The 26,441-nt window shown below is 62.8% G+C and carries 24 protein-coding genes and 1 tRNA gene; 15 read left to right on the forward strand and 10 right to left on the reverse strand.

Annotation, left to right across the window (positions count from 1 at the left end; translation table 11 throughout):
* Positions 1-17 precede the first annotated feature (17 nt).
* A complete protein-coding gene (locus QX094_RS08150; RefSeq protein WP_316187768.1) occupies positions 18-1,949 on the reverse strand; it encodes a calcium-binding protein in 1,932 nt (643 codons plus the stop codon).
* A 343-nt stretch (positions 1,950-2,292) separates the two neighbouring features.
* Here QX094_RS08150 and QX094_RS08155 point away from each other — a divergent pair, with 343 nt between their 5' ends.
* From QX094_RS08155 to QX094_RS08170, 4 genes are all read left to right on the forward strand, one after another.
* Positions 2,293-3,360 (forward strand): phospholipase, encoded by a 1,068-nt coding sequence (locus QX094_RS08155; protein WP_315716219.1) that lies wholly within the window; start codon positions 2,293-2,295, stop codon positions 3,358-3,360.
* A gap of 140 nt (positions 3,361-3,500) precedes the next feature.
* Positions 3,501-4,865, forward strand: coding sequence for a hypothetical protein (locus QX094_RS08160; protein ID WP_410052236.1), 1,365 nt, complete (start codon positions 3,501-3,503; stop codon positions 4,863-4,865).
* A 4-nt stretch (positions 4,866-4,869) separates the two neighbouring features.
* Positions 4,870-5,691 (forward strand): hypothetical protein, encoded by an 822-nt coding sequence (locus QX094_RS08165; protein WP_315754330.1) that lies wholly within the window; start codon positions 4,870-4,872, stop codon positions 5,689-5,691.
* A gap of 91 nt (positions 5,692-5,782) precedes the next feature.
* Complete coding sequence (locus QX094_RS08170; protein WP_172111383.1) at positions 5,783-5,989, forward strand: hypothetical protein; 207 nt, start codon at positions 5,783-5,785, stop codon at positions 5,987-5,989.
* Between the two features lie 64 nt (positions 5,990-6,053).
* Here the strand turns inward: QX094_RS08170 and QX094_RS08175 are convergent, their stop codons facing one another.
* The 4 genes from QX094_RS08175 to QX094_RS08190 are packed head-to-tail and all read right to left on the reverse strand — an operon-like array spanning position 6,054 to position 8,203.
* On the reverse strand, positions 6,054-6,716 hold the full coding sequence (locus QX094_RS08175) for a DsbA family protein (RefSeq protein WP_315716222.1): 663 nt from the start codon (positions 6,714-6,716) through the stop codon (positions 6,054-6,056).
* A 5-nt stretch (positions 6,717-6,721) separates the two neighbouring features.
* Positions 6,722-7,507 (reverse strand): sulfite exporter TauE/SafE family protein, encoded by a 786-nt coding sequence (locus QX094_RS08180; RefSeq protein ID WP_316186191.1) that lies wholly within the window; start codon positions 7,505-7,507, stop codon positions 6,722-6,724.
* A 13-nt stretch (positions 7,508-7,520) separates the two neighbouring features.
* Entirely contained in the window at positions 7,521-7,670 is a 150-nt protein-coding gene (locus QX094_RS08185; protein ID WP_316186193.1) for a hypothetical protein, read from the reverse strand.
* Between the two features lie 38 nt (positions 7,671-7,708).
* A complete protein-coding gene (locus QX094_RS08190) occupies positions 7,709-8,203 on the reverse strand; it encodes a hypothetical protein (RefSeq protein WP_315716224.1) in 495 nt (164 codons plus the stop codon).
* A gap of 191 nt (positions 8,204-8,394) precedes the next feature.
* Between QX094_RS08190 and QX094_RS08195 the strand changes: the two genes are divergently transcribed.
* A complete protein-coding gene (locus QX094_RS08195; RefSeq protein ID WP_315716225.1) occupies positions 8,395-8,703 on the forward strand; it encodes a PsiF family protein in 309 nt (102 codons plus the stop codon).
* Positions 8,704-8,786: 83 nt separating this feature from the next.
* Positions 8,787-9,872: an AbrB family transcriptional regulator gene (locus QX094_RS08200; RefSeq protein WP_315716226.1), complete on the forward strand. Its 1,086-nt coding sequence runs from the start codon at positions 8,787-8,789 to the stop codon at positions 9,870-9,872.
* Here QX094_RS08200 and QX094_RS08205 read toward each other — a convergent pair.
* Positions 9,869-10,402 (reverse strand): disulfide bond formation protein B, encoded by a 534-nt coding sequence (locus tag QX094_RS08205; protein WP_315754326.1) that lies wholly within the window; start codon positions 10,400-10,402, stop codon positions 9,869-9,871. The genes QX094_RS08200 and QX094_RS08205 overlap by 4 nt on opposite strands.
* Positions 10,403-10,575: 173 nt before the next feature.
* Here QX094_RS08205 and QX094_RS08210 point away from each other — a divergent pair.
* The 4 genes from QX094_RS08210 to QX094_RS08225 all read left to right on the forward strand — a co-directional run bounded on the left by QX094_RS08210 (position 10,576) and on the right by QX094_RS08225 (position 14,252).
* Positions 10,576-10,660: transfer RNA gene (locus tag QX094_RS08210), tRNA-Leu, on the forward strand.
* Between the two features lie 222 nt (positions 10,661-10,882).
* On the forward strand, positions 10,883-12,253 hold the full coding sequence (locus tag QX094_RS08215) for a tyrosine-type recombinase/integrase (RefSeq protein ID WP_315754324.1): 1,371 nt from the start codon (positions 10,883-10,885) through the stop codon (positions 12,251-12,253).
* A gap of 143 nt (positions 12,254-12,396) precedes the next feature.
* Entirely contained in the window at positions 12,397-12,864 is a 468-nt protein-coding gene (locus tag QX094_RS08220) for a hypothetical protein (RefSeq protein ID WP_316187769.1), read from the forward strand.
* A 188-nt stretch (positions 12,865-13,052) separates the two neighbouring features.
* Positions 13,053-14,252, forward strand: a complete 1,200-nt coding sequence (locus tag QX094_RS08225; RefSeq protein WP_315714240.1) for an IS256 family transposase — start codon at positions 13,053-13,055, stop codon at positions 14,250-14,252.
* A 712-nt stretch (positions 14,253-14,964) separates the two neighbouring features.
* On the opposite strand, the gene QX094_RS08230 is transcribed toward QX094_RS08225, so the two are convergent.
* Positions 14,965-16,164: an IS256 family transposase gene (locus tag QX094_RS08230; protein WP_315714240.1), complete on the reverse strand. Its 1,200-nt coding sequence runs from the start codon at positions 16,162-16,164 to the stop codon at positions 14,965-14,967.
* A gap of 57 nt (positions 16,165-16,221) precedes the next feature.
* Between QX094_RS08230 and QX094_RS34530 the strand changes: the two genes are divergently transcribed.
* The 3 genes from QX094_RS34530 to QX094_RS08245 all read left to right on the forward strand — a co-directional run bounded on the left by QX094_RS34530 (position 16,222) and on the right by QX094_RS08245 (position 19,021).
* On the forward strand, positions 16,222-16,800 hold the full coding sequence (locus QX094_RS34530; protein WP_410052900.1) for a hypothetical protein: 579 nt from the start codon (positions 16,222-16,224) through the stop codon (positions 16,798-16,800).
* Positions 16,797-18,209 carry a mannose-1-phosphate guanylyltransferase/mannose-6-phosphate isomerase gene (locus tag QX094_RS08240; RefSeq protein ID WP_316187770.1) on the forward strand — a complete coding sequence of 471 codons (1,413 nt, stop codon included), beginning with the start codon at positions 16,797-16,799 and terminating at the stop codon, positions 18,207-18,209. The genes QX094_RS34530 and QX094_RS08240 overlap by 4 nt, the downstream gene beginning before the upstream one ends.
* A 329-nt stretch (positions 18,210-18,538) precedes the next feature.
* Positions 18,539-19,021: an A24 family peptidase gene (locus QX094_RS08245; protein WP_316187771.1), complete on the forward strand. Its 483-nt coding sequence runs from the start codon at positions 18,539-18,541 to the stop codon at positions 19,019-19,021.
* Positions 19,022-19,317: 296 nt separating this feature from the next.
* On the opposite strand, the gene QX094_RS08250 is transcribed toward QX094_RS08245, so the two are convergent.
* Together QX094_RS08250 and QX094_RS08255 are read right to left on the reverse strand one after the other, a co-directional pair.
* Complete coding sequence (locus QX094_RS08250; protein WP_316176303.1) at positions 19,318-19,764, reverse strand: hypothetical protein; 447 nt, start codon at positions 19,762-19,764, stop codon at positions 19,318-19,320.
* A gap of 519 nt (positions 19,765-20,283) precedes the next feature.
* Positions 20,284-20,406, reverse strand: a complete 123-nt coding sequence (locus QX094_RS08255; RefSeq protein ID WP_316187772.1) for a hypothetical protein — start codon at positions 20,404-20,406, stop codon at positions 20,284-20,286.
* 594 nt (positions 20,407-21,000) lie between these two features.
* Here QX094_RS08255 and QX094_RS08260 point away from each other — a divergent pair.
* Positions 21,001-25,476, forward strand: a complete 4,476-nt coding sequence (locus QX094_RS08260) for an RHS repeat-associated core domain-containing protein (RefSeq protein WP_316187773.1) — start codon at positions 21,001-21,003, stop codon at positions 25,474-25,476.
* On the forward strand, positions 25,463-25,945 hold the full coding sequence (locus tag QX094_RS08265; RefSeq protein ID WP_315716353.1) for a hypothetical protein: 483 nt from the start codon (positions 25,463-25,465) through the stop codon (positions 25,943-25,945). Before QX094_RS08260 ends, QX094_RS08265 begins: the two co-directional genes overlap by 14 nt.
* A gap of 100 nt (positions 25,946-26,045) precedes the next feature.
* Here QX094_RS08265 and QX094_RS08270 read toward each other — a convergent pair whose 3' ends face one another.
* Positions 26,046-26,309: a hypothetical protein gene (locus QX094_RS08270; RefSeq protein WP_315716354.1), complete on the reverse strand. Its 264-nt coding sequence runs from the start codon at positions 26,307-26,309 to the stop codon at positions 26,046-26,048.
* Between the last annotated feature and the right edge of the window lie 132 nt (positions 26,310-26,441).

Below are 26,441 nucleotides of genomic sequence, written 5' to 3' on the forward strand. Positions count from 1 at the left end.
CGGCCGCGGGCCTGCGTTCACGCGTTGACGTGCCAGGCCGCAGCGATCTGGTCGTGCAGTTGCGCATCCGTCGGCAACTGTGATGCCACCGTGGGATCGAAACCCGGATGCGCCTGGGCGTAGGTCGCCATGGCCTGGACGAGTTGCGAAACCTGGGTATCGATCTCGAGACCGCCGGCCTTGATCTCCTGCAGCTGATAGGAGCCGCCAAGGAACCAGTCGGCGACGGTGACCTGCTGATGGGTGCCGAGAATGTCGATCTCCAGATCGTTGCCCGATTTGACGAACCAGAAATTGTCGGCCGTGTAGGTCGTTCCGAAATCGAGCGTGCCGGTCGGCTTCGACAGCGACGCTACGCCGTTGATGATGACGTCGTTGCCGTCGCCTTGCGCATAGACGTAGGTGGCGCCGACGCCGCCGACCAGGATGTTGTCGCCGGCCCCGCCCTTGAGTACGTCGCTGCCGCCGCCGCCGATCAGCAGGTCGTCATTGGCGGTGCCGAACAGCGTGTCGTTGCCGCCGCCCGCGATCAGCAGCGCACCGTCGGACGCAGCAATGATCGCGCCCGGCACCGGATCGACCGCGACCGTGGTCGCCGCGTCGCTCAAGGCTGCGCTGAGCCAGTCGAGATTGTCGGTCTTGCCGCCCCAGAGCACGCCGATCGCCAGGTCGACCAGGCCAGCGTCCTCACTGTCGAAACTCGCGACAGCATCGATCAGCGCGAGCTTGCCCAGGACGTCGACAGCCGATCCGGTGTCGGCGCGCGACCACAGGTCGGACGACAGATCCGCGACCAGCAGGTTGTTGGCCGTGTCCTGATAAAGGATGCCGTGCTCATGGCCGATCACGCCCGGCGTCGCCGCGACCTCGTCGTGGTTCTGCGCCAGCAGTGCCGAATATTCCACCACGATCTCGGCCAGCGCCTTCTCGACCCCGCCGTTCTTCAGGTAGGTCGCCGCAGTGTCGGCGCTGACGCTGTTGCCGAGCACGCCACCGCCGTTGAACAGGGCCTGCACGGCGCTGTTGCCGTAGCCGCTGGCGTCGGTCACCGTCGAATAGGCGATCATGTCCTTCATCTTGTCGGACGGCGCGCCTTCGCCGCTCACACCGGCCGCGAGAATGCCGACGGCCGAAGCAATCGCGTCATCCTCCAGCGGCGCCAGCAGCACAGCCGCCGCCTTCTTCCAATCCTGGGCACCGTTGTCGCTCGCCCACTGCATCATCGTCAGCAGCGCGATCGAGTGCAGGCTGACCGGATCCAGACCGAGATCCGTGCCCGCGCCGAGCACGGTCTTCTGCTCGGACGAGATGCCGATCGCAGCATGGGCGATGGCGAGCGCGCCGGCGACCGGTCCGAGCTGCAGCAGCGCCAGCGGCGCTTCCAGCACCGGCGCCGCAGCCCGCACATATTGCAGGATCTCGCCGGACAGGGAGACCATGTGAATGTCGGAATAGCGGTCGACCGGGTGCGACATCAGCGCGCCCCAGAAGCCGTGCAACTGGTCGTAGCGGACCTCAGCCGCGAATTCGAACGGCATCGCGTCATACGCATAGGCCACCTTGTCGTTGAGCGCCGCGATGTAGCCGGCAAGTCCGCCGCCGAGCGAATGTCCGGTCAGCGAGACGTTCGATGTCGCCCATGTCTTGTAGTAGGACTCCGCATCCGGGAACTGCGTCGGCCAGCCGGCCAGACCGGCACCGCCAAGCCACGATGGCACGTCGGCGAGACTGTCGGTGCCGCGAAACGAAATGATCCGTGTCGATGGATCGCCCGCGAGCTGGTAGGTCGCGGCCTCGAAATTGTCGGCGGTCGAGGTCACGCTCGCCGCCACCAGCTCATAGCTCCCGATACGGTTGAAATTGACCACGAGCGTCGGGTTGACGCCCCTGTTGTAGACGTCCATGGCGAGCACCGCGTTGATCAACGCGGCCGACGGCGATTTGGTCATGATGCGAATCCCCCCTCGGCAACCGATCGGCAGTTTTGACCCAGGGCGGTGATCCACGAGGAACCCTCCGCCGCGCCGCCGGCTCTCACCAAGTGCGACATCGCGCCCGAATTTTGTCAATCAACTATCGTCTGCGCGTGTATTCGCGCGCGACTCACCTGCCGCGCGCGACGGCAGCGTCCGGACCGTGTTGACTTGCAGGAGCCGCATCGCGAGATTGCGGCTTCGCGGAGCGAACACGCGTTCGGAAAATGGTCATTGCCCGGACGCCCGATTTTGCGTTGCATGACCGGCAAGCAGACGAGACGGCCAGCCCCGCGTATCGCGTATCAAGGAGACCTGCATGACGGATGCCGTGGTGGATGACATTCTCATCGTGTTGCCGCCACTGCTGCAGACGCTCGAAGCCCTGTCCCACGTTGCACGCTACCTGAACCCGCCGGATTTCGATCGCGTGATGGCTGACGTCGGCGATCCCGAGCAGGTGCTGCACACGGCGCGGATTCATCTCACGTCGTGGCCGGCGGACTTCGCCCATATCCGTATCGCCTTCGACACCGCAGCGGACGCAGCGCTGATGTCGTTTGCCGGCCTGCGCGCCGTTCAGCGCGGCGAGGGCGACCTGGTCGACGTGTTCAGGGCCCTCCGTCAATTGCCCCGCGCACTCGAGGCGCTGTTTCCATTGGCCGCGACGCTGCCGCCGCTGAGCGAATTCTTCCTCGATCCCGCCGTCGACGGTGACGACGGGCTGCGCCAGCTGCTGGCCGCGTCCTCTGCAGGCAAGGACACCGTGTTTCACGACCATAACGAGATCGGCAATCGCGGCGGCTTTTCGCTGTATGTGCCGGAATACTACACGGCGGACCGAGACTGGCCGCTGGTCATGGCGCTGCATGGCGGCAGCGGCAACGGCCGCGACTTTCTCTGGAGCTGGCTGCGCGCCGCGCGCAGCCTCGGCGCGATCCTGGTTGCCCCCACCGCGGCAGGACCGACCTGGGCGCTGATGGGCGACGACGCCGATACGCCGAACCTCCTGCGCATTCTCGACCTCGTCCGCAGTCGCGTCGCGATCGATCCCGCCCGCATGCTCCTGACCGGGATGAGCGACGGCGGCACGTTCTGCTACGTCAGCGGACTGGCCGCAGGCTCGCCGTTCACGCATCTTGCGCCGGTGGCCGCGACGTTCCATCCGCTGATGGCCGAGATCGCCGACCGGGACCGTCTGCGCGGCCTGCCGATCCAGATCGTGCACGGCCGGCTCGACTGGATGTTTCCGGTCGAGATCGCGCGGCATACGGCGGACGCCCTGGCCAAGGCCGGCGCCAACGTCGCCTATCGCGAGATCGACGATCTCAGCCACTGCTATCCGCGCGAGGCGAATGTCGAGCTGCTGCGCTGGCTGATGCGCTGAGCTTGATTCCCTTGCTAAGAGATGGCTGATCGGCAATGCCGCCGACACAATGTCGGCGGATTTTGTCCGCATTGGTTCTGCTCGGTCATACAGCGGGGGCGCTGCACACGGGCGGCCATGACGCCGCCGAAGGTCTGCTCATGCCCTCGCCGCTGATGCCCTCGCCTGCCGCGTCCGTCGCGCAAGTCTCGTCCGCCCGCTCCTCCACCTCCGTCGTGCTCGCCAATGGCGTCAACCGTCTCGAGGTCACGCTGAAGCTCACGACCGCGATCCTGGCGCTGGCCGCCGGCGTCTACACCTATCTTGGCGTCCGCGAGCTGCTCAACGGCAGTCCGACCACGGTGTTCTTTGCGGCGGTCATCTACTCGGTCGCGGTCTCGGTCGGCATCTACGCCTTCTGGGTGTTCATGATGCAGTTCATGCCGCACGTCACCAGCGCGATCGGGCGCTTGATGATGGCCGGCTGCATGCTGCTGGGCTCGCTGATGATCGTCGCGATGTCGTCCTGGCTGAATGCGTCGGCCCTGGCCGGCGCCGCAGCGATCCAGCAGCATCTCGCCATCACCGTGCAGAACTACACGCGCGACCTCGACAGGGCCAACAGCCAGGCCATCGCTGCGCAAAGCCTGCTGCCGGACATCCAGCTCGCCTCCTCCCGCTTCGCCAAGCTGGCGGACGCCGAACGCGCGGGCTCGCTCACCGGCACCTCCGGATCGGGCACCGTGGTCCAGCTCCTCGCGCAGATGTCGACGCAGCTCGACGGACTGGGACAACAGGTCCAGGAGTCCGGCAAGCGCGTCTCTGCTCTCTACGAGCAGGGCGGCAAGAGCCTCGCCAAGATGCGCGAGCTGATCTCCGACCGCGGGCCGATCGCAACGCGTAGCGATGCCTTCGCCACGGAGTCGTTGAACCTGATGGGCGTGATCGCCAATCTGCAGCAGACCTCGGTGGCACCTGCGGTGAGGCGCGCCGCGACGTCGCTTTCGGCCGGATTCATCGCGCCTGCCGCAGGCGGACGCAGCGGCGACCTGGCCGAGCGCCAGACCGCCGTCGTCGGCAAGGTGGAGAGCGCGATCGCCACGCAGGCCGCCTCGCTCGCCGACGCCGCCGACAAGATCCTGGCGCTGCCGCGCATCGAGCCGACCCGGTTCCAGACGCTGTCGCCCGCTGAAGCCGTGCTGCGCTACGCTGGCGACTTCATCCCGAGCTGGGCCGGCGCAATCTCGATCGACCTGATGCCGGCGGTGCTGGTGCTGATCCTCTGCGTCGTCCATGCCGCCATCCGCCGCGAGGGCCTGCCCGCCGTGAGCGCCTCCAGCCTGACCGCCGCCGATCTCGTCACCGCATTGCAGATTGCGCGCGAGGTGGAGGACGCCAGGCGGGCGGCCGAGCGACGGCCAGCCGAAACGCCCACGGAGGAGCCTTCTGCACCGGCCATTGAGCCGGCGCCGGCCGCGGTGGATGAGAACGTGACGTCGCTGTCATCGGCTCGAATCGGAAAGTAGTCCCGTGGCTTCGGCGCTGAACCGACGCGTCCATGCCTGGCTCGCGGACAATCCCGATGAGAGCATTCTGCGTTGGGTCTTCCGCAGCATCCTCGTCGTCACCGTCGCAGTTCTCGCGGCGGACCTGCTCGAGTTGAATGCTCCGCAGGTGCCATCGGATGCGGCCCCGCCTCAGCTCGACATTCGGCGCGACGCGCCGGACTTGCCGGAGGAATCACCATCCGTGCTGGCGCCCCTGATGAAGCGGCTGATGCCGCTGCCGCAGGGCGATCGTGCCTTGCAGCGGCCGATTCAGTTCGAGCTGCGCGGCGGCGGCCGGCTGTTCGCGACCGGCACGATCACGCCCGGCAGCGCGCGCAGCTTTGCGGACGCAGTCGAACGTCATGGCGAATATATTAGGACGATCGTGCTGAACTCGCCCGGCGGCTCCGTCGCCGACGCGCTGGCGATGGGGCGACTGATCCGCGCGCGGAAATTCGCAACCGAAGTGGAGGCGGGAAAATATTGCGCCTCGTCGTGCCCGCTGGTGTTCGCCGGCGGTCTCGAGCGCCGGGCCGGCGAGCGGGCGATCATCGGCGTGCATCAGATCGCCGCAGTCCCCACGTCCGGGACCGCCGTGAGGTCCGGCGACGACATGAGCCTTGCGCAGAACATCTCGGCGCGATGCCAGCGCCATCTCGCCGAGATGGGCATCGATCTGAAGGTCTGGGTGCATGCGATGGAGACGCCGCATGACCAGCTGTTCACGTTCAAGCCCGACGAGATGAAAACACTCAATCTCGTCACCTCGCTGCCGGAATCGCGGCCTGAAAAATCGCGCAGTTAGGATGTTCTGATCGCGGTGGACCGGGACCGCGGCGGGCGTGGAACCAAGTTTCGACCGCGGCGTTATTGGCCGTCACACTGGAGAACATGACATGCGGACATTCGTGGGAATGATCCTGGGGGCTCTCATTCTGGGGTTCGGCGTCTACATCCATGATTCGATGCAGACCTCCGAGGTCGCCAACGGGCCGACCGCGCAGACGCGCCGGACGATCGTGAACTGGGACGTCGCGGCGGACAGCTGGAATTCACTCAAGACCCGCGCACATGACGACTGGGTTCGCATCTCGTCGAAGTAACGCGCACGACGCTGCTGTTTTCAGGGCGCCTCGGCCGTTGGTCGGGGCGCCTTTGCTTTGCCAATCAGTTGGCCGCCCTGGCCTTGCGCGCGTCGGCGATGACCTGCTCGAACTGCGCCATGGTCAGCACGCCGGGTACCCTGAACTTGCCGACGATGAAGGACGGCGTACCGCGGAAACGCAATCCCCGCGCCTGCTTGTCGTTGCGCGCCAGCATGTCATCGATGGCCTTGGCGTTTGCGGCGAGGTCGCGCTTGGCGCGGTCGACGTCGACTCCTGCTCCCGCGAGCAGCTCGTCGATGCGCGGTTCGGTGAGCTTCGAGCTGACGCCGATCAACGCCTCATGCGCCTTGGCATATTTGTCCTGATATTTGCAGGCCAGCGCCATCCGCGCGGCAACCACGGAAGTCGGCCCGAGAATCGGCCACTCCTTGAGAACCCAGCGCACCTTGCCATCATCATGGATGACCTGCTGCAGCTCGGGATCGAGCTTGCGGCAATACGGACAATTGTAGTCGAACCATTCGACGATCGCGATGTCGCCCGAAGGATTGCCGAGCACCGGCGCATCGGGGTCGCGCAGCACCGCGCCCTCGTCGGGCTCGTCGGCGTCCTCGGCGCGACTGTCGCGGGGCCACAAGGAAAGCGCCGCGCCTGCGCCAAAAAGCGTCAACACGTCACGCCGGCTGCTGGCGGAGGTGATCGCAGTCGAGGGGACGCGCTTCATTGAGGTCAGCTCCAGATATGCAGCAGGCTGCGTGTCAGCATATACAGCGCCACCACCGCGATCACGACGGAAAATACCACGTTCAATGCGCCGCGCCGTCCGGAGAGATGGCGCGCCAGGCGCGTGCCGGCAAGGCCACCCGCGATCCCGCCGGCGATGAAAAGGCCGGCGAGATCCCAGGCGACGAGCCCGGACCAGGCATAGCTCGCCGCGGTGGTGAGCCCGAAGGTCGTCACCGCGACCAGCGACGAGCTGACCGCATTCATGATCGGCATGCCCGTCGCAGCCATCAGCGCCGGCACGATCAGGAAGCCGCCACCGATGCCGAAGAAACCGGACAGCGTGCCGGTGGCGAGGCCGAAGCCGACGATCGCCGGGACGTTGGCCATGCTCATCTTCACATCGGGGGTGCCGATGCGGGCGCGCGTCTTCAGCATCAGCATGGCGATGACCATCATCACCAGCGCGAACAGCGCCAGCAGCTTCTGGCCGTCGACCATCTTGCCGAGCAGCGAGCCGGTGAAGGCGCCGACGATGCCCGCCGTTGCGAACAGCGCCGCGATCGGCCAGATCACGGTGCCGCCGCGCGCATGATTGGCGAGATTGATGGCCGCGTTGGTGGCGACCGCGATGGCGCTCGAGCCTATCGCGATGTGCGGCTCGGGCACGCCGACGAAATAGACCATCAGCGGCACCGCCAGCACCGAGCCGCCGCCGCCGACGAGGCCGAGCGAGAACCCGACCATCGCGCCGCAAAACAGGCTGAGCACACCTTGGACAGCAGAGATCATGGCGAGAGCAGGGTCATTTCCCGCACAGGAAGGCAAGCCCCAAAATCACCGGAGCAGCAATTCCGCCGCCACCGGCGCGAACCGCCGCGCGACCGACGCCGAGCCGAGTGGGGCCGGCGGTCTCGCGGCGATGCGCGGCGTCGAGAGCGGCGGCCGAACGCATGATGCCTCCGGCCGCCGGCATCGTCTCGTCAACGCGGATCAGGCAGCGCCCTTCAGCTTCTTGGTGCATTCGCTGTAGTAGCCGCCGCCCTTCTGGATCCACTTCAGGCCGCCATTGGCGTTGGTCGCCTTGTTGGCATTGTACTGATCGACACAGGTCTGCAGCCGCGCCTTGCCGGGCTTCTCCTTGGCGTATTTCGGGTCCACCGCGTTGGGGAACACGGCGGGACCGGTCGGCGCGGGAGCGGCCTCCTTGGCGTCGGATTTCGCCGCCTTGGCAGGCTTGGCCTCGGCCGCAGGCGCGGCCGGAGCCGCCGGTGCCGCGGCAGCGGTGGCATCGCTGCCGCACTGGGCCTTGCGGAAGTCGTTCCACTTCTGGCCGCCCAGCGTGCCGGCCTCCTTCGCCTGCTTGTACTTGGCGCTGCATTCCTGCGCGGTCAGCGCTTTCGCCGGCGCGGCGGCGAACGTCGCGAGCCCGATCACGGCCAGCGTAGCGAGTGACGAAGCAACCAATGATTTTGCGTGAAAACTCATCCTCGATCTCCCTGTGGAGCATGGTGGAATGGGACGGTAATTCTAGCGAGACGCCCGCGACCGACAAAGCAGGCGGGAGCATGGCCGCGCGAAAATATAATTTGCGTCGCGCGGCGATCCGGCTCATTCCATTCACTGCGGGTTCAGCATCGCCGGACATCGCAGCGTGCCTTTCGTTCGAGGACTTCAGCATGAGATTCACTGCCCGGGCGGCGATTGCGGCCATCGCAATGGCCACCCTGTCGGCCGCGGGCCCCGCCCGCTCGCAACCCGGATTGACGCTGCCGTCGCGGCCCGATGCCGCCACCGACAAGTTCGCCACCCTCGACAAGGCGGCGCGGCGGACGATTTCCATCGCCTGCTCCAAGGAGGCCGACGAGCAGGGGCTGAAGGGCAAGGCACGCGGCAAATTCCGCTCGGCCTGCAAGCGCAACAAGGCGGCGGCCGCCGCGACCATACCCGTGCCCGCTCCCTTGCCGACGCCCGACAAGCCGAAATGACCTGCCCCTGCGGGCGCATGCGCGCATGGCGCCTGCGCAGCGGCGGGAATTGTTCGCGCAGGCAGGTTTTGGCATAAGGCGCCGTGCGCCAGATCATCTCCTCCCTCCCCTTTGACCTGCCGAGCCGCGCCAAGACCCTGAGCGCGATCGAGACCCTCGTGCTCGGCACGGCCGGCGGCCTGATCTTCCTCGTCGCCCATCTGCCGGGCGGGCTGATCTCCGGCGCGATGATCGCGACCGCGATCGCCGCGATCGCCGGCCGCCCGCTGGCGATGCCGCCGATCCTAACCCAGACCGTGCTGCTGCTGCTCGGCATTTCGATCGGCGCCGTCGTCTCGCGCGAGCTGATCAACCATGTCAGCGCCTATCCGGTGACCATCGGCCTCCTGGCGCTCGCGACGTTCTGCTCGACCTTCGGCTCCAGCCTCTATCTGCAGCGCGTCCATGGCTGGGACCGCACCTCGGCGCTGCTCGCCGGCAGTCCCGGCGCGCTGTCGCAGATCACGATGCTCGCGGTCGAGCGCGGCGCCGACCTGCCGGCGATCGCCGTGGTGCAGACGCTGCGGGTGATCATCCTGACGGCGGCGCTGCCGCTGGTGCTGGCAGTGGCCGGCGTCGCACCGGCGGCGCCGATCTCGCTCGGCCAGAGCGTCGCCTCGCCGCTCGGCCTGCTCGCACTGCTGGTGGCCTCGCTGGTCGCGGCGATGCTGATGCAGCTGATCAGGTTTCCGGCGAGCTGGCTGTTCGGCGCGATGGTCGCCAGCGGTGTCCTGCACGGCACCGGCCTCGTCGAGGGCGGCCTGCCGGAATGGATGCGTGGCGTGGCGCTGGTCGGCATCGGCGCCCTGATCGGCAGCCGCTTCGCCCGGATGCGGGTGAAGACCCTGGTCGGCCATATCAGGGCCGCGCTCGGCTCGTTCGCGATCGCGGTGGCGATCTCGGCGCTGTTCGTCACCGTGATCGTGCTGGTGACGCATGTGCGCTTTTCCGACACCATTGTCGCGTTCGCGCCCGGCGCCATGGACGCGATGATGGCCCTGGCACTGACGCTGCACATCGACCCGATCTTCGTCGGCGCGCATCACCTGTCGCGCTTCGTGTTCGTCACGATCGCCACCCCCGGCATCGTCCATCTGTTCGGACGGCCGCAGGAGGATGTCGACGACTAGGCGCGCTTCCGGGTGATGCCCCAGCCGGCGATGGCGGCGATGGCGAGCGAGATCAGCACGCTGTAGCCGGCGAGCGACAGGCCGAGGAAGCGGAATTGCACCTCGTCGCAGCGTACGACCTTGACGCTGTCGAGCCGCTCCAAGAGGCTGCCGGCGCTGCCGAGATTGCCGATCGGCCCAGTGCATTCGGTCGGCCCCGGCCAGAAGCCCCATTCGACGCCGGAGTGATAGACGCCGAGCCCGGCATTGCCGAGCGCGGCCAGCGCGACCACGCCGAGCCCCGCGAGCACCAGCGCGCGCGGCGCGCCGCCTTTGGCGGCGAGCGCGATCAGCAGCCCGAGCGGCACGATCGCATAGTAGGCCCAGCGCTGCTTCAGGCAGAGCTCGCAGGGCTGCAGGCCCCAGACCAGCTGCATGTACCAGGCGCCGGCCAAAGCCGCCGCCGCGATGCCGGCCGCGAGCAGCGCCGCCGCCACCGCCGGGCTCATGGCTCCCGCCGCAGGGCGCGCCATCACAGAAGTATTGGTCATCGGTCCTCCCGAACGGGGCTGCATCCGGTCCCATGCCGGGCCGTTCCGGCTCCTACTCCGGCCCGCGAAAGCTGTCGAGATGCGCGCCCATCACGTCCGTGCGGGTTGACCCGGCCCGGCCGCCCGCTATAGTCCGCCCGCTTCGCTATGGTTCCTGCACAGGCCCGGCGAATGCCCCTGTGGCGGAACTGGTAGACGCGCTCGACTCAAAATCGAGTTCCGCAAGGAGTGCTGGTTCGATTCCGGCCAGGGGCACCAACTAGGCTGTTCACGCCCGTTCTAAATCGTCCGCAACAGTTCGCGCTCCGCTCGGAACCCCTTGAAAAGTGGGCCTTTCCGCGCACATTGGCGTTCATCACCGTTTGTTCTCGCCCGATCCCAGCCGCCCGATTTGTTGGTATTTTTGTTGGTATCGTGTTGGTATCGGGAGAACAAACGTTCACGGCGACTTTCGCTATTCCGAACGAAGGAATGGAGCAGATGACCCGCAAGAACGATGTCGCGTGCGTCAATCCCAAGCAGATCAGAACCGACGTCGACTGCCGCGCTGCCCAACCGAGATTCGACAATGGCGCGTGGGGTGCCGCCAAGATTTCCGATGTAACCGGCGGCGGTCTCTACCTCTTCGTCACACCCGACGACAATAAACCCGGCCATGCTGCCTCCAAGCTCTGGCGGATGGCCTACCGCTTCTCCGGTCGCCAGAAAACCTACTCCATCGGGCCTTACGGCAACGGAAAGAACGGCACGTTCTCGCTCGCCGACGCACGTCACGAGCGCGACAAGGCCAAGCACCTGCTCAAGGACGGCAAAGACCCGAGCACCGAGAAACAGCTCGATAAGCACAGGCAAGCGGCCGCTCGACCTTTCGGGCAATGGGCTGACGAGTGGCTCGCGAAGAAGAAGATGGAGAAAGTCAAGCGCGGCAGAATCGTTGCGGTGCGCGACCCAAAGACAATCGAGGTCCTTGAGCTGCGCGTCCGCTACGTCAAGGCCCGCTTTGGCAAGCTGTGCAGGCAGGACATCAAGCGTCCGGACGTGCTCGCTTTCCTGCGTTCCTACGAAGCCAAGGGAAAGCTGGAAACCCGCGACCGCGTGCGCAGCATCGGTGCGCAAATCTGTGACTATGCCGACGTCGAAGGCGACGGCTACAATCCATTCCGTAATCTGAATGGGAAGCTGATTGCCAACATTTCGACGCCGCGTCCCGGCGTAACTGAGCCACGCGATGTGACGCGCGTCTTCAAGCTCATCAGCGCACCGTGGGCGAGAGGGAGGTTTGGCGACATTGTTGGCCTTGCCTTGCGCTTCGATGCGCTGACCATACCTCGCCCCGGCATGGTCAATGAAATGGAGTGGAGCGAGGTCGATTGGGACACTGAGCGCTGGACTATTCCAGCCACCAAGATGAAGACCGGGTGGGACCATGTCGTGCCTTTGTCACGCCAGGCACTCGCAATCCTGCGGAGCGTCCAAAAGCTGACCGGCCATCGCCAGTATGTTTTTTCCTGCTCAAAGGATGCCCCGCTATCGAACAACACGCTCAACAAGCGCTTGCGGCTGCTTGGCATTGACACCAAGACTGATCATTGCGCCCACGGGTTCCGGACCACCTTCTCGACCCTGTCCCACCACGAAGAGATCAAGGAGGCCAAGGCATGGGATGGCGATGTCGTCGAACTGCAGCTCGCGCATCTCGATAGTTCGACCGTGGAAGGGCTCTACAAGAAACACGGACCACTCGCGCTGATCGGCTCGCGCACGAAGCTGATGCAGCATTGGGCTGATCGTATCGACCACTGGCTCGATCCCAAGAAGGTGATGCCGATCAAGCGCGGGTCGCAGGGCTGAGTCACGTAGCTTCGTGCGCGGTTGATGCTGCCTGTTCGATCCCTGGCAAAGATCATGTGACAGTTTTCAGCAGACTGCTGGGTCAAAACTGGCCTGCTTTCCCCATAGCCGAGCTCTCCACCTGGCCAAAGGAAAGACCTCGAATGCCGGCTAGAGAACGACTGCCAAACCGCAAGCAACCGGAAGAGGAATATTCTTTGGTTGCTCACGTGAGATCAGTCACTGCGAGCTACTACATCTCAACGCATGGTAGCGAGCGTGACGCCAGCACAGATGAAGCTATTGCTCATTTGCTTGCTGAAATCGTCATAACCAGACCCAAGTTGCCCAAGCACCTCGGCAGGGAAATCTGCTGCTCTCTGATGTGCTCGCGCGTCTATCATCTCAGCGATGCGAATGTTGCTCAGGCACAACCCTCGTTGCTGTACATGAGACTCAAGCCAGACCTCCGGCTTTTCTCTGCCTATCTTCCAGCAGACGTATTTTGGGCGCTGCAGACCGATCTGAGAAGTGGGCGGCTGCAGTATGTTGAGGCTCGGTTCAACAAGCCGCGATATGGCTCGGGCAAGCTCGTGAGTTTGTATTTCTCGGATACGCAGCCAGATGAATAGCCTCATCGGTCCGCAACCGCTGACGGCCTAAGGTCGTGTCCCCGGAGGTGGTGTAGCTCGGTGGAGCAAAGCCGCCCGGACGCGCGCTCCCAAATAGCGCCGTAGCGGGCGGGCGGCTTTGCGGTGGTCACCGGCAGTTCTCCGGTAGGATCGGGTTGCGACACGCCAACGCAACCGAGGAACCACCGATGACCGAAGACATGATGAACCTGCGCACGCTGGTAGAGAAGACCCCAGACGCCGATCTGCTGCGCGAGATGATCGGCTTTGCGGCCCAGCGCCTGATGGAGCTGGAGGTCGAGAGCCAGACCGGGGCTGCCTATGGCGAGAAGAGCCCCGAACGTCTGGCCCAGCGCAATGGCTACCGCGACCGGATCTGGGAGACCCGCGCCGGTGCGGTGGAGCTGCGCATCCCAAAGCTGCGCAAGGGCTCCTATTTCCCCGGCTTCCTGGAGCCGCGGCGCATGGCCGAGAAGGCGCTCACCGCCGTGGTTCAGGAGGCTTACGTTCAGGGCGTCTCGACCCGTTCGGTCGACGATCTGGTGCAGGCGATGGGCATGACCGGCATCTCCAAGAGCCAGGTCAGTCGGTTGTGCGGCGAGATCGACGACAAAGTGAAGGCCTTCCTCGGCCGTCCAATCGAGGGTGACTGGCCCTATCTTTGGATCGACGCCACCTATGTGAAGGTGCGCCAGCAGGGGCGCATCGTCTCCGTCGCGGTGATCGTTGCAGTCGGCGTCAACAGCGACGGCCGGCGCGAGGTTCTCGGCATGGACATCGGGCCGTCCGAGGCCGAGACGTTCTGGACCGCCTTCCTGCGCAAGCTGGCCCGCCGCGGCTTGCGCGGCGTCAAGCTGGTGGTGTCCGACGCCCACGAGGGCATCAAGGCCACCGTGACCAAGGTGCTCAACGCCAGCTGGCAACGCTGCCGCGTCCACTTCATGCGGAACGTGCTGGCTCATGCCGGCAAGAGCGGACGGCGCGTGGTCTCCGCCTTCATCGCCACGGCCTTTGCCCAGGACGATGCCGAGGCCGCTCGCACCCAATGGCGCAAGGTCGCCGATCAGCTCCGTCCCAAGCTGCCCAAGCTTGCCGGCTTCCTCGACGAGGCCGAGACCGACGTGCTTGCCTACATGACGTTCCCGCCGCAGCATCGGACCAAGTTGCACTCCACCAATCCGATCGAACGCCTCAACGGCGAGATCAAACGGCGCACCGAGGTGGTCGGCATCTTCCCCAATGAGGACGCTATCGTCCGCCTCATCGGAGCTGTCCTGCTCGAACAGAACGATGAATGGGCGGTCCAACGCGCCCGCTACATGACGCTGGAAACCATCGCGCCATTGAGCGATGATCCGAACGTCAGCCTCACGGCTATCGCCAGCTGACAGGCCCGGCTCCAGCCGGCGAACGCGGTGGGCCGCCAGCTACACCACGCTTGGGGACACGATTCGGCCTAATGCGCCCGATCCCAATAGACCGTCGGTGCGAGTGGTGTAGGTATGGCCCCCGGGGGCGGAATCGAAAATTTCTCTATCAGCATGAATAATATGATGTTTTTCGCGCACCAAAGGCATCGTGTACCTGCCAGTGTACCCGACGATCATCTCTCCTCCGCCACAGTTTACCCCCCCGCTCTGGCCTGAGCGACGTGGAGAATCTCCGCTGGCTGATCGATGTAGGCCCCCGCCAGTACGCGCCGAGAGAATGTTCTCGCGCTGGCCATGATGCGTCCTGCGAATTCGAGCTCATTGGCCCAAAAAGACGCGAGCGAGCCGCGATCCAAAGAGGGGATTCAGAATGCACCCACACGAGGGCGACTTTGGCTCTTAAGGTTCCGAAGTCGAGCGCGCGACGCGCAACTCCCCTCCTAGCGGGCCGGACCTTAGGCGATGCCGCGGCGGAGACCGCCCCCTTGCGGTACTGACGCCCCAGTGGCTAAACAGCCGCGGGGTGGCGTCAACGGCCTCGCAAACAACCGGAACACCAGTTTATGTCCCATGGACTGATGATCGCAGCGATAGGCGGTGCTTATGGATCGTGTCCCCAAGCGTGGTGTAGCTGGCGGCCCACCGCGTTCGCCGGCTGGAGCCGGGCCTGTCAGCTGGCGATAGCCGTGAGGCTGACGTTCGGATCATCGCTCAATGGCGCGATGGTTTCCAGCGTCATGTAGCGGGCGCGTTGGACCGCCCATTCATCGTTCTGTTCGAGCAGGACAGCTCCGATGAGGCGGACGATAGCGTCCTCATTGGGGAAGATGCCGACCACCTCGGTGCGCCGTTTGATCTCGCCGTTGAGGCGTTCGATCGGATTGGTGGAGTGCAACTTGGTCCGATGCTGCGGCGGGAACGTCATGTAGGCAAGCACGTCGGTCTCGGCCTCGTCGAGGAAGCCGGCAAGCTTGGGCAGCTTGGGACGGAGCTGATCGGCGACCTTGCGCCATTGGGTGCGAGCGGCCTCGGCATCGTCCTGGGCAAAGGCCGTGGCGATGAAGGCGGAGACCACGCGCCGTCCGCTCTTGCCGGCATGAGCCAGCACGTTCCGCATGAAGTGGACGCGGCAGCGTTGCCAGCTGGCGTTGAGCACCTTGGTCACGGTGGCCTTGATGCCCTCGTGGGCGTCGGACACCACCAGCTTGACGCCGCGCAAGCCGCGGCGGGCCAGCTTGCGCAGGAAGGCGGTCCAGAACGTCTCGGCCTCGGACGGCCCGATGTCCATGCCGAGAACCTCGCGCCGGCCGTCGCTGTTGACGCCGACTGCAACGATCACCGCGACGGAGACGATGCGCCCCTGCTGGCGCACCTTCACATAGGTGGCGTCGATCCAAAGATAGGGCCAGTCACCCTCGATTGGACGGCCGAGGAAGGCCTTCACTTTGTCGTCGATCTCGCCGCACAACCGACTGACCTGGCTCTTGGAGATGCCGGTCATGCCCATCGCCTGCACCAGATCGTCGACCGAACGGGTCGAGACGCCCTGAACGTAAGCCTCCTGAACCACGGCGGTGAGCGCCTTCTCGGCCATGCGCCGCGGCTCCAGGAAGCCGGGGAAATAGGAGCCCTTGCGCAGCTTTGGGATGCGCAGCTCCACCGCACCGGCGCGGGTCTCCCAGATCCGGTCGCGGTAGCCATTGCGCTGGGCCAGACGTTCGGGGCTCTTCTCGCCATAGGCAGCCCCGGTCTGGCTCTCGACCTCCAGCTCCATCAGGCGCTGGGCCGCAAAGCCGATCATCTCGCGCAGCAGATCGGCGTCTGGGGTCTTCTCTACCAGCGTGCGCAGGTTCATCATGTCTTCGGTCATCGGTGGTTCCTCGGTTGCGTTGGCGTGTCGCAACCCGATCCTACCGGAGAACTGCCGGTGACCACCGCAAAGCCGCCCGCCCGCTACGGCGCTATTTGGGAGCGCGCGTCCGGGCGGCTTTGCTCCACCGAGCTACACCACCTCCGGGGACACGACCGTGCTTATGCCGGCTCGCCGGTCGCGGCAGCGTTCGTGCAAGCCGGCCACCCGGCGATCGGATTTGACATCGGTGTCGTCCAAATGGCCAAGCTAGAAGACGGCAGGGACAGCAGCTATGAGATCCCGTCGGCCACTCTGAATCGGCCGGACTTGCACTTCACCACCGATCCGAGCGAGACGGCCGCGGCTGCTTGCGTCTTCGTCACCGTTCCGATTGACAGTGCCCACCAAGCCGATCTGGGCTCGATGCTCCGGGCCACGCGTGCCCTCGGGAAGGTGCTTGAGAAGGAGTTCGGCCGTCCGCCCATCATGAAGATGTTGCCGATGCAGCCGGAGACGTCGAGACCAACTATGCTGATGTCAGCGATCTTGAGCGCGACATCGGCTTCCGGCCGGCGACATCGATCGCCGACGGCATCGGACGTTTTGCAAAATGGTGCCGCGACTACCATCGGATTTGACGGGTTGATTTCATGACCGGACGCATCATTCCTCTCATCATGTGCGGCGGCGCCGGGACCCGGCTCTGGCCGGCTTCGCGCGAGGTCAGGCCGAAGCAGTTCCTGCCGCTGTTCGGCGCCCGTTCCACGTTCCAGGACACGCTGCTGCGCGTCTCCGATGCCGATCTCTTCGAGCGGCCGATCATCATCACCAATCTGGCCTATCGCTTCATGGTGCTGGAGCAACTGGCCGAGATCGGCATCGAGGCAGACGTGCTGCTGGAGCCCATGCGGCGTGATTCAGGCCCGGCCATCGCCGCCGGAGCGGCCTTCGCCCAGTCGCGCCATCAGGACGCTGTCGTGCTGGCACTCGCGGCCGATCACGTCGTCCGCGACACCCCCGCTTTTCTCGCGGCGTGCCGCCAGGGGCTCGCGGCCGCCGAGGCCGGCCGCATCGTCACCTTCGGCGTCAATCCGGAGCGCGCGGCCACCGAATATGGCTATATCAGCCCGGGTGCATCGGTATCCGGGGAAGTGCGGGCCGTCGCGAAGTTCGTCGAGAAGCCGGATCAGCCGACCGCCGAGCGCTACATTCGCGAAGGCTATCTCTGGAACAGCGGCAACTTCATGTTCCGCGCATCGGTGCTGCTCGACGAATACCGCAAATACGATGCCGCCAGCGTGCAGACGGTGACCGACGCGGTTGCCAAGGCCGGCCGCGACCTCAGCTTCATCATCCTCGACTCCGACGCCTTCGCCGCGGCCAAGCCGATCTCGATCGACTATGCCGTGATGGAGAAGACCGAGCGGGCGGCCGTGGCCCCAGTGTCGTGCGGCTGGTCCGACGTCGGCTCCTGGCATGCGGTCTGGGAACTGTCCGACAAGGACGGGCAGGGCAATGCCGCGCGCGGCACCGCCGTGTTCGAGGATTCCCGCAACTGCAATGTGGTCACCGACAAGGCCCTGGTCGCGCTCGAGGGCGTCGATGATCTCGTCGTGGTGGCGGCGCAGGATGCCGTGCTGGTCTCGCGCCAGCGCGATGCCAACGGATTGAAGCGGCTGGTCGCCAAGCTCAAGACCGTCGCGCCCGAAGTGACCGAGGCGCACATCAAGGTGCATCGGCCCTGGGGCAGCTATCAGTCGGTCGACAATGGCGAGCGTCACCAGGTCAAGCGCATAATCGTCAAGCCCGGCCAGCGGCTGTCGCTGCAGAAACACTATCATCGCTCCGAGCACTGGATCGTGGTGCGCGGCGCGGCGCGGGTCACGGTGAACGAAACCGTTCAGACCGTGCACGAGAACGAATCGATCTACATTCCGATGGGCGCGGTGCACCGGCTGGAGAACCCGGGCAAGATCCTCTTGGAGCTGATCGAGGTCCAGACCGGGTCCTATCTCGGCGAGGACGACATCATCCGAATCGAGGACGATTACCGCCGCGAGTAGGGTGGGGTCTCGCCGCGAATCACGCGAGCCGAGCTAGGGGCGATGTTCGGCAAGCCGCTGGCCTGCCTCCTGACTTTGATGCAGAACACGACCAAAACATCGGCCAGAAGCGAAGTCGTGACTTCCCGCATTGACACTTGAAATGAGGTAATAGCTTGAGTGTTTACTCAGGGTAATAGAGCACTCGGACGCGGAGATTTTGTGGGCAATATCAATCGCCTGCTTCACGCGCGGGGCGAGAAGGTGATTTTCGCAATCAAATGTGCACTGTGGGGATTCGGATTCGACTGCATCCAGCACTATCCCCGCGCGCAGCTCATTAGTACGCGATGACCGGACTTGGGGTAGCTACGGCTTGTCTGATCTTCCTACCAGGCCTTTTGGTTTTGCTGGCTTGGATCGATTTCAAGCGCAGAACAATACCCAACGCGCTGAATGCGACGATCGCCCTAATTGGGGCGTTTCGGGCAGCTGCCCTGGGCGGATTGCCTGCCATCGTCGAAACAATTCTCCAGGCAATGATCGTCGCTGCTGCCGTCTGGCTCCTACGCTGGCTCTATTTCGTCATCCGAAGGCAGCAGGGCCTGGGACTAGGCGACGTGAAGCTACTGACTGCGTCGACTTTTTGGGTTGGTATGGTCGGCATCCCTCTCCAGTTGTTGTCCGCCTCACTATCGGCGCTCGCGGTAGTCGCCACCCTACATGCTGCTGGCTACTCCGTCACACGGAGGAGCGCGGTCCCGTTTGGACCATTTCTGGCTTTTGGGCTGCTCGTCACCCTTGCTGCGCAGGAAAGTCGATGGCTCGTTTGATTCGTATACATCTGGGCACCCGCAGGGGGGATTCTGCCAGCCCTGGGCGTCTGAACCATCAAGCTTAGAACGTCGTCAGTCTCGGGAATAGAGCTGAAGGTCGATCGTGCACCCGCCACTGGAGCAGTGGAGTGCTTGCTGCATGGCGCTTTGGTCATCCTCAGTGGCGCCGATGCGCAGCTGCCGTTCTCGGTCACAACATCGACCATTCGGTCAGCGTATCCGTCAACACTGTTGGCTACTCAACGGCTCGTATAACAATCGCACTCCGATGATGACATCCTGCCTGACACTCTTCAGGCAGCTAACAGATCGGCAGTCAAACCACAGCTGATCCTGAACCCAGGCAGGGGGTCCATACCGGCGGCTGCTTCCTCAAAGTCACCAACGCTTCCCTTATACTCGATCGAGAACATGAACCCATTGACGGACCAGACTGTTGCATCCAACGTCCCCAGGCCGTTCATCTCGATGCTTACCGTAGCCAAAGCCACCTCTCTCTTGTTGGGGAATGCGATACTCCCGTCGAAGCTCGGTCGTCCGTTTGACATCCTGTAGAAGTCCACCTCAACGCCGTTTGGCAGCCGTTGGACCTTGTTGATAGTCTGAACCTGACGATCCCACAAATATCGAATTCGATCATCCAGCCGCGCTCGCACACAATCGAGAACCTGCTTCTCAAGCCACGATAGGCGCGAATTGGCCCCAGATAGCCAGGCGAGAAAAGCTCTGATTACCTGCATGAGCAATCGCCCCCGCCACTTCCCGACTCAGCGGTTCCCACGCCGGCGCCTATGCCCTTGTAGACCTTTGGAATGCGATCCCACTGCTGCTTGAAGACGTTCGGCATAGGGTTCCGAGCCTTCCAATCTGCTAGAAATCGAGACATTTCCTCATTCGGACGTCCTGCAAAGTTTCGGTGCCACCGCGGCCCGTCGCGCCTCGCGTCCAAGCGAAGCATTAGCGTACGAGACGGTGATATCCGTCGGGAACCCTCGATAATTCTTGTCCTGAAACTGAAACATGCCACGTCTCCGATTTAGCGAGCGCCTCAGGCCGTGCAGGGAAATCCCGGGCTGACGGCATTCGATATCGACGCATATGACAACGATCTGCCGCGCCTGGGCGAACTAACCAGGGAGCTCATTGCGTCGCTGATGGACGGCACGAAGCTGATACAGAGCGTCCGGGGCATCGTATCAGAACGTCGGCCGGACCTCACTCACACGGCGATCGAGGTACGTCGGCAGGCCGGCCTGCTTTCAACCGCGTGCCTCGGCGACGGCTTGGGCCATGCGGTGAACCGATTTGACCCTGCGAACCTGCTCCCCCAAGCGATCTGCGTCCTCCTGATCCATCGACGACTCTTTGATCGACTTGATCACGAGGGCCTTGCCTCCTCAAGGGTTAGGACCCGCGAATTGAACAACTGTAGCCGCACAACCAAAAGAATCGATAGGGTCAGCCACCCCAGCACCAGAACCAGGACATAAGAGAATATGGGAGTGCCGAGAGTTCGTGGCCCGGCGATTCCAATAGGTACCACCTCTTCGATCTCCGATAGCTCCGACGATGAACTCAGAAGCCGAGCGCCCCCGCAGCCTGCGCACCACCAACTTCCCCAGCGAAATCACACCTTGCCTCGGCCTGGTCTCAATGATCCGCTCAAGCCTTTGGCCCCGCAGCCTTCCGATGCCGCCTTCGAACTCCCGCCGTCACCAACTTTCGGCGATAGCTCCTGCAATCATTCAGACCAATTCCAGCGGCTCACCCTAACGTTGTTGATAAAGCCGCACAATCGTTGAAGGTATAATGCGACTTCTATCTTATGTCCCCCGTAAATCTACGGGGAAGCAGGCGAGGGGCATGGGATGTCGTCAGCGATCGGAGCGGCGGGACAAAGAGCGATCGAGCACTCTACAATCCAATATTTCGTATCCTCTTGGATTAGAAATACTGAATCTGGCTGTACTTTTGGCTTGAAGGTTCTTGCTCCAATTTTCCAGATGTTTCTCGGGGCGGCGCGTCAGTTTCGTTGCCTGGGACGAACCTGTTTCATTCTCGCGTGCGCCGCAACCGCAGCCGATGCAAACCCGCAATTGGGATATCCGATCGTCGTCAACAATATCCCTCTGACTACCCAGTACGTCACCGAGCCAGCTGCCGCTTGTCAGCTCGCAGCTTTGTACCCGCAATATATCATCATCGGCTTCTACGATTATGACGTTCATTTGCCGTTGAAATTCAACGGCGTCGAAGTTCGCCCGAACGGCAGCCTTATATGCTATGTTGCCGACGCCACCCGAGTGGCGTACGAGATCAACATCACATCGCCCGACTGCGTCTCCGGCTACGCGCTGCAGAGAGGGGTGTGCACAAAGGATCCGAGCCGCGGCCCCCCGAACAGCCACGCACCTGCGCCGCAGAACAACCCCGATCCGTGCACAACTGATCCGAGCGTTGGCAATCCGATCTCACTCTCGGGATCTTCGAAGTCTGAGGACGCCGTCGACTTCGTGTCGGGAGGAGCGCGCCCGCTCGGGCTTGTACGCCACTATCGAAGCCGCGGAACGCCGGGACAACGGCTAGGCACGGCACGGTGGCACTTCGACTTCGAGTACGAGATACTCGTTGGCAACACCGTTGCCGTGTTCTCGCCAGACGGCATCGAATACGATTTCAACCAGCCGACGCCGGGGGTCTACGCGAGCGCCTATAGCGACTCGAAAGTATCGCTGACGAGCTTCGATAATGGCGGCACGAAGCTCTTCTCGTTCAAGGACGAGAATGATCGAACGGTCATTTTCATACAGAGCGGGAATACCTATTGGCCCCAATCGATCACGGAAAGGAACGGCGTCAGCAAGGGTATCATCGCCAACACAGCCGTACATCCCACGCGAATCGACTCCATAGGATTCGCCGATTCGAGGCATATCGATTTTCGCTACGAGACGAGCGCCTCGGGAACCCCTCTCCATGTCTCGACCGCAACATTTTACACCTATGCGCAGAGCACAGGCCCCACTGAATACTTCAAGATCGACTACGGATATACGAACGGCAACCTGACGACTGTCACGAGGTCGGAAAAGAACGACGGAGTATGGCAGCAGATCGATGTGACGACGTATCACTACGAGAACACGACCTTTCCGGACCTTCTCACCGGAGTGACTGACGCTCGAGGCGTACGTTACGCAACTTGGACATACGATCCGGATGGGCGACCGATCTCCAGCTCGCACGCGGGTGGCGCGGACCTGACCACGGTTGTTTATGACGATGCTGCCGTGACCCGTACGGTCACCAATGCTCTTGGAAAGCAGGCTACCTACTCGTTTGCAAAGCGAGAGGGAACGATGAAGTCAGCAGGAGTGGCCGGCCAGGCGACCACCAATTGCCCCGCTTCGGCCCGATCCGTCAGCTACAATACGCTTGGGCAGGTCAGTCAGGTCGCCGATGACGAGGGACGCGTCACAGCCTATACGAGGGATTCTTACGGACGCCCGACCTCGATCGTACGCGGAAGCGGCACCGCAGCGGCGACTACCACGAGTTTCGTGTACGACAACACCTTCAATGTGGTCGCGCAACAGGTCGAACCTGGCCTGACCACGACATACACCTGGAGCGCGGCCGGTCAGCTGTCGCAAGTGACCCAGACCGACACGACGTCGCAGACGGCGCCGTATTCGACCAATGGACAGACGCGGACCTGGACGTTCAACTATACCGGGACGCTGCTGTCGAGCGTTGACGGCCCCCTCCCCGGCCCAGGCGATACGGTCTCTTTCTCGTACGATGCCAACGGCTATCCTGCCTTCTACACAAACGAGATCGGACAGGTCACGATCATCAACTCGGTCAATTACCGCGGACAGCCGACGCTCGTCACCGATCCCAACGGCGTCACCACCAGCCTTACCTACGACGCGCTCGGCCGACTACTGACTGTCACCGTCGACCCATCGGGATTGGCCGCGACGATGTCGCTGACATACAATGCAGTTGGCGATGTCACCAGAGTGACGCGCGCGAACGGCGCCTATCTGTCTTATACCTATGATGATGCGCGGCGGGTGGTTCAGATCCAGGATAATACTGGCGCATCCATCTCACTGACGCGCGATGCGATGGGCAACGTCACAGCGCGGCAGATCAAGGGATCTGACGGAACCATCCAGTTGGCGCAGACGGCCGTATTCGACGAACTCGGCCGACTGTTGAAGTTCATCGGGGCTTCAAAGCAGACTTGGGTTCACGGCTACGACAAGACCAATAATCGCGTCTCGATCACCGACCCGCGCTCGAATGTCTTCGGCTGGTCATTCGATTCGCTGAACAGGTTGATCAATTCGAAAGACGAGGAGGGCAACAGCGAGACGGTCACCCTCGATGGCAGAGATGAAGTAACCAGCTATAGCGATCCCCGCTCTCTCAACACCACTTTCGTGCGGAACGGCTTCGGCGACGTAATCCAGCGAACGAGCCCCGATACGGGCACGACCACCTATGTCTACGATGCCGCCGGCCGACCGACGCAAATGACTGACGGGCGTGGCGTCGTTACCAATCTGACCTATGACGCGGCAGGGCGCGTGTTGAGCAAGCAATATCCGGCTGCTCCGGGGGAGAACGTCACATTTTCCTGGGATGGGACATCTGGCGGAAACAAGGGCGTTGGGCGCCTGACACGGATCGACGACGCCTCCGGGAGCATCGAGTGGACCTTCAATTCGCTGGGACAGGCCATTCAGGAGAAGAAGACAACAGCCGGGATCGTCTACCTCGTTGGCTATGCCTATGATCTCGACGGCAATCTGACCCGCATCACCTATCCATCCGGCCGGATCGTCAACTATTACCGCGGTGCAACGGGGCTCGTGAACACCGTGACGCAGCAGCCGGGCGCCGCAACTGCCGAAATGCTGCTCGCTAAGTGGGTGACTTACCAACCCTTCGGTCCATTGCAGTCGCTCTCGTACGGCAATGACCTAATCCTGTGGAAGACATTCACGCAGGACTACAATTTGAGCACCTTCGTGGTCGAGCAGGGATCGAATTCGGTCATCAACCGTGCCTATACCTACTGGTACGATGATTTCGACATCACCAATGTCTGGGACAACAATGTCGCCGGTCGGACCGACAACTATGTCTTCACTCCGGGTCATCGGCTGCAGAATGTCTACGGGGACTGGGGGACGCAGACCTATTGGCAGGACTCGGTCGGCAATCGGACCGGCGACGTCTTTACAAATGGCACAACCACCACGACAAGAGTTTTAGGCTATCCGTACAACAGCAATCTCTACGTCGGCACCACTGAGGGCACGAATACGCTGCGGAGCGTCACGAATGACGGAGTCGGCAATATCGTCACTGATGTCAGGGGCACTACGACCTACAACTACCGCTATAATAATCGTAATCGGCTCGATCAGCTCACAATCGGCACGACGGTGACCGCGAGCTACGTCTATGACGGGCTCGAGCGGATGGCCGTTCGGACCACCCAAAATATGACGCCATCGACTACGACCCACTATATCTATGACAGCTCTGGGCGGCTATTGGCCGAGGCAGGCGCGAACGGCACGACGCAGCGGGAATACGTCTGGCTGGATGATACACCCCTTGCGCTTTTTGCCGATCTGGACACGGCAACGCCTAAACAATGGTACGTGCATCCTGATCATCTCGATCGCCCGAGCAAGATGACCGACGCAAACCAGACCGTGGTTTGGGACGCATGGTACTGGCCTTACGGTGAGGTCCGCTCGATCACCGGAACCGCAAGCAACAACCTGCGATATCCGGGTCAGTATTTTCTCGTCGAGTCAGGGCTTCACTACAACTGGCATCGGCATTACGATGCATCGATTGGGAGATACACGCAGGCAGATCCGCTTGGGCTCGTCGCAGGGCCGAGCCTCTATGTTTACGCTGGCGGGAATCCTGTCTCTTTTACAGATCCGACGGGAGAATTCGCGTGGGGCCTCGCTTTTGCCGCAGCAGATATTGGACTTCAGCTCTACGAGAACGGCGGAAACTGGCGGTGCATTAACCTCGGAGAGGTTGGACTCAGCCTCGTCGGGGGGGGCCTCGCTGGCGCCTTGGAGAAGGGAGCGTTCCGATTTAAGGATTTTGGGAGTCATACTTGGAACGCGACACGCAAATGGATGAACAGGGAAGGCATTCAGCTGCTCGGGGAAGGGCAGGTAAGACATCATTGGCTATTGGAGCGGAACCAAGGCATAGGACGGATGGTACCGGATTGGATTAAGAACCAGCCCTGGAACACCAATCCCATCTCCGCGTCCCTCAATTCGACGCTCGCGCAGTATCCCGAGCTGGCTTGGGTGGCTGGCCCCGGATGGTCTAAGAGCCTAACGATCGGCGCAATTTTAGCGGGCACTTCACCCCGGGGAGGCGGATGTGACTGCAGATAGTGGGCCACGTACCTTGCTGTTCTTTGATGAGAGAAGAGAAACGATCCTGCCATATAGCAGCGATGCGTTCAAAGTCTCGACGGGTCCGAGAGAACGGGTCCTTGAGCGCTATCTCGGGGTAACTGTTTTGGATCGTGACGGGACAATCTGGCGGATTGATGAGATTCGCTTCGAGCATCTTTGGGGTGAAAGCCGTTGGCGAAGAATATTCAGCTTTTTGAATGGTGGGACCAGGAAGATATCGGTAACTCTGCGCCAGGCGCCTGAAGTTCGCTTTAGTGAGATGCGGCAGCGCGCCGTCAACTATATAACAAAACGTCCCGCACTCGTTGAGCAGTACTTTGACAAGACGGATCCTGAACAGGCTGTAAGTCAAGCGGCCCGGTCGTCAACGGCGTCAGAGCTCTTTGACGCCCTGGGAGCACCGGCGCCGTTAGACTGCCTCGACGCGCTCATTGCTGGGTCCTGATTCCTCGAAAAAACCAGCATGACTTCACCACTACATTGCAGTGATACGGCGGTTAACGGATGGACCGGCTCATACCAATGATGTTGATACTTGTCGATGGCTAATGACGGAAAAGGTTAGGCATGCGCTGAGACGGGTCGTTCAATTGAGAATCGTCCCAGCGCTTGAGCAGCGAGGATTCCGGACGATCCCGCTTACGGGCAGTGATGCGCGGAGCCGGGAGATTCGTTCCGCATTCCCATTTGGGAGACTGCGGCGCGAAGGCATTCAAGGATTTCAGATCGTCGAAATCCAGCTCGACAAGTGCGGCCGCCCCGCGTTTCGCCTCAACCTTGGCATCGTCCCTCGAGAGGGGATTGTCCATGCGTCAGGGCGCATTCCTGCAGAGGACGTATGGGTCCAGTATCTCGAACAATACTTCCAGGTGTATCGTCGCCCATTCTTCAGGCGCTGGTTCGATGCGCGGGGGTGGCTGGGTTCGGCGCCAACAGAGGCG

The organism is Bradyrhizobium sp. SZCCHNS1050 (assembly GCF_032484785.1).
Taxonomy (GTDB): Bacteria; Pseudomonadota; Alphaproteobacteria; order Rhizobiales; family Xanthobacteraceae; genus Bradyrhizobium.

Excerpts from the sequence above, each read along its gene's own strand:
- QX094_RS08150 (WP_316187768.1), bottom strand. The coding sequence starts at position 1,949 with ATGACCAAATCGCCGTCGGCCGCGTTGATCAACGCGGTGCTCGCCATG.
- QX094_RS08155 (WP_315716219.1), top strand. The coding sequence starts at position 2,293 with ATGACGGATGCCGTGGTGGATGACATTCTCATCGTGTTGCCGCCACTG.
- QX094_RS08160 (WP_410052236.1), top strand. The coding sequence starts at position 3,501 with ATGCCCTCGCCGCTGATGCCCTCGCCTGCCGCGTCCGTCGCGCAAGTC.
- QX094_RS08170 (WP_172111383.1), top strand. The coding sequence starts at position 5,783 with ATGCGGACATTCGTGGGAATGATCCTGGGGGCTCTCATTCTGGGGTTC.
- QX094_RS08175 (WP_315716222.1), bottom strand. The coding sequence starts at position 6,716 with ATGAAGCGCGTCCCCTCGACTGCGATCACCTCCGCCAGCAGCCGGCGT.
- QX094_RS08180 (WP_316186191.1), bottom strand. The coding sequence starts at position 7,507 with ATGATCTCTGCTGTCCAAGGTGTGCTCAGCCTGTTTTGCGGCGCGATG.
- QX094_RS08185 (WP_316186193.1), bottom strand. The coding sequence starts at position 7,670 with ATGCGTTCGGCCGCCGCTCTCGACGCCGCGCATCGCCGCGAGACCGCC.
- QX094_RS08190 (WP_315716224.1), bottom strand. The coding sequence starts at position 8,203 with ATGAGTTTTCACGCAAAATCATTGGTTGCTTCGTCACTCGCTACGCTG.
- QX094_RS08195 (WP_315716225.1), top strand. The coding sequence starts at position 8,395 with ATGAGATTCACTGCCCGGGCGGCGATTGCGGCCATCGCAATGGCCACC.
- QX094_RS08205 (WP_315754326.1), bottom strand. The coding sequence starts at position 10,402 with ATGACCAATACTTCTGTGATGGCGCGCCCTGCGGCGGGAGCCATGAGC.
- QX094_RS08215 (WP_315754324.1), top strand. The coding sequence starts at position 10,883 with ATGACCCGCAAGAACGATGTCGCGTGCGTCAATCCCAAGCAGATCAGA.
- QX094_RS08220 (WP_316187769.1), top strand. The coding sequence starts at position 12,397 with ATGCCGGCTAGAGAACGACTGCCAAACCGCAAGCAACCGGAAGAGGAA.
- QX094_RS08225 (WP_315714240.1), top strand. The coding sequence starts at position 13,053 with ATGACCGAAGACATGATGAACCTGCGCACGCTGGTAGAGAAGACCCCA.
- QX094_RS08230 (WP_315714240.1), bottom strand. The coding sequence starts at position 16,164 with ATGACCGAAGACATGATGAACCTGCGCACGCTGGTAGAGAAGACCCCA.
- QX094_RS08240 (WP_316187770.1), top strand. The coding sequence starts at position 16,797 with ATGACCGGACGCATCATTCCTCTCATCATGTGCGGCGGCGCCGGGACC.
- QX094_RS08245 (WP_316187771.1), top strand. The coding sequence starts at position 18,539 with ATGACCGGACTTGGGGTAGCTACGGCTTGTCTGATCTTCCTACCAGGC.
- QX094_RS08250 (WP_316176303.1), bottom strand. The coding sequence starts at position 19,764 with ATGCAGGTAATCAGAGCTTTTCTCGCCTGGCTATCTGGGGCCAATTCG.
- QX094_RS08270 (WP_315716354.1), bottom strand. The coding sequence starts at position 26,309 with ATGGACAATCCCCTCTCGAGGGACGATGCCAAGGTTGAGGCGAAACGC.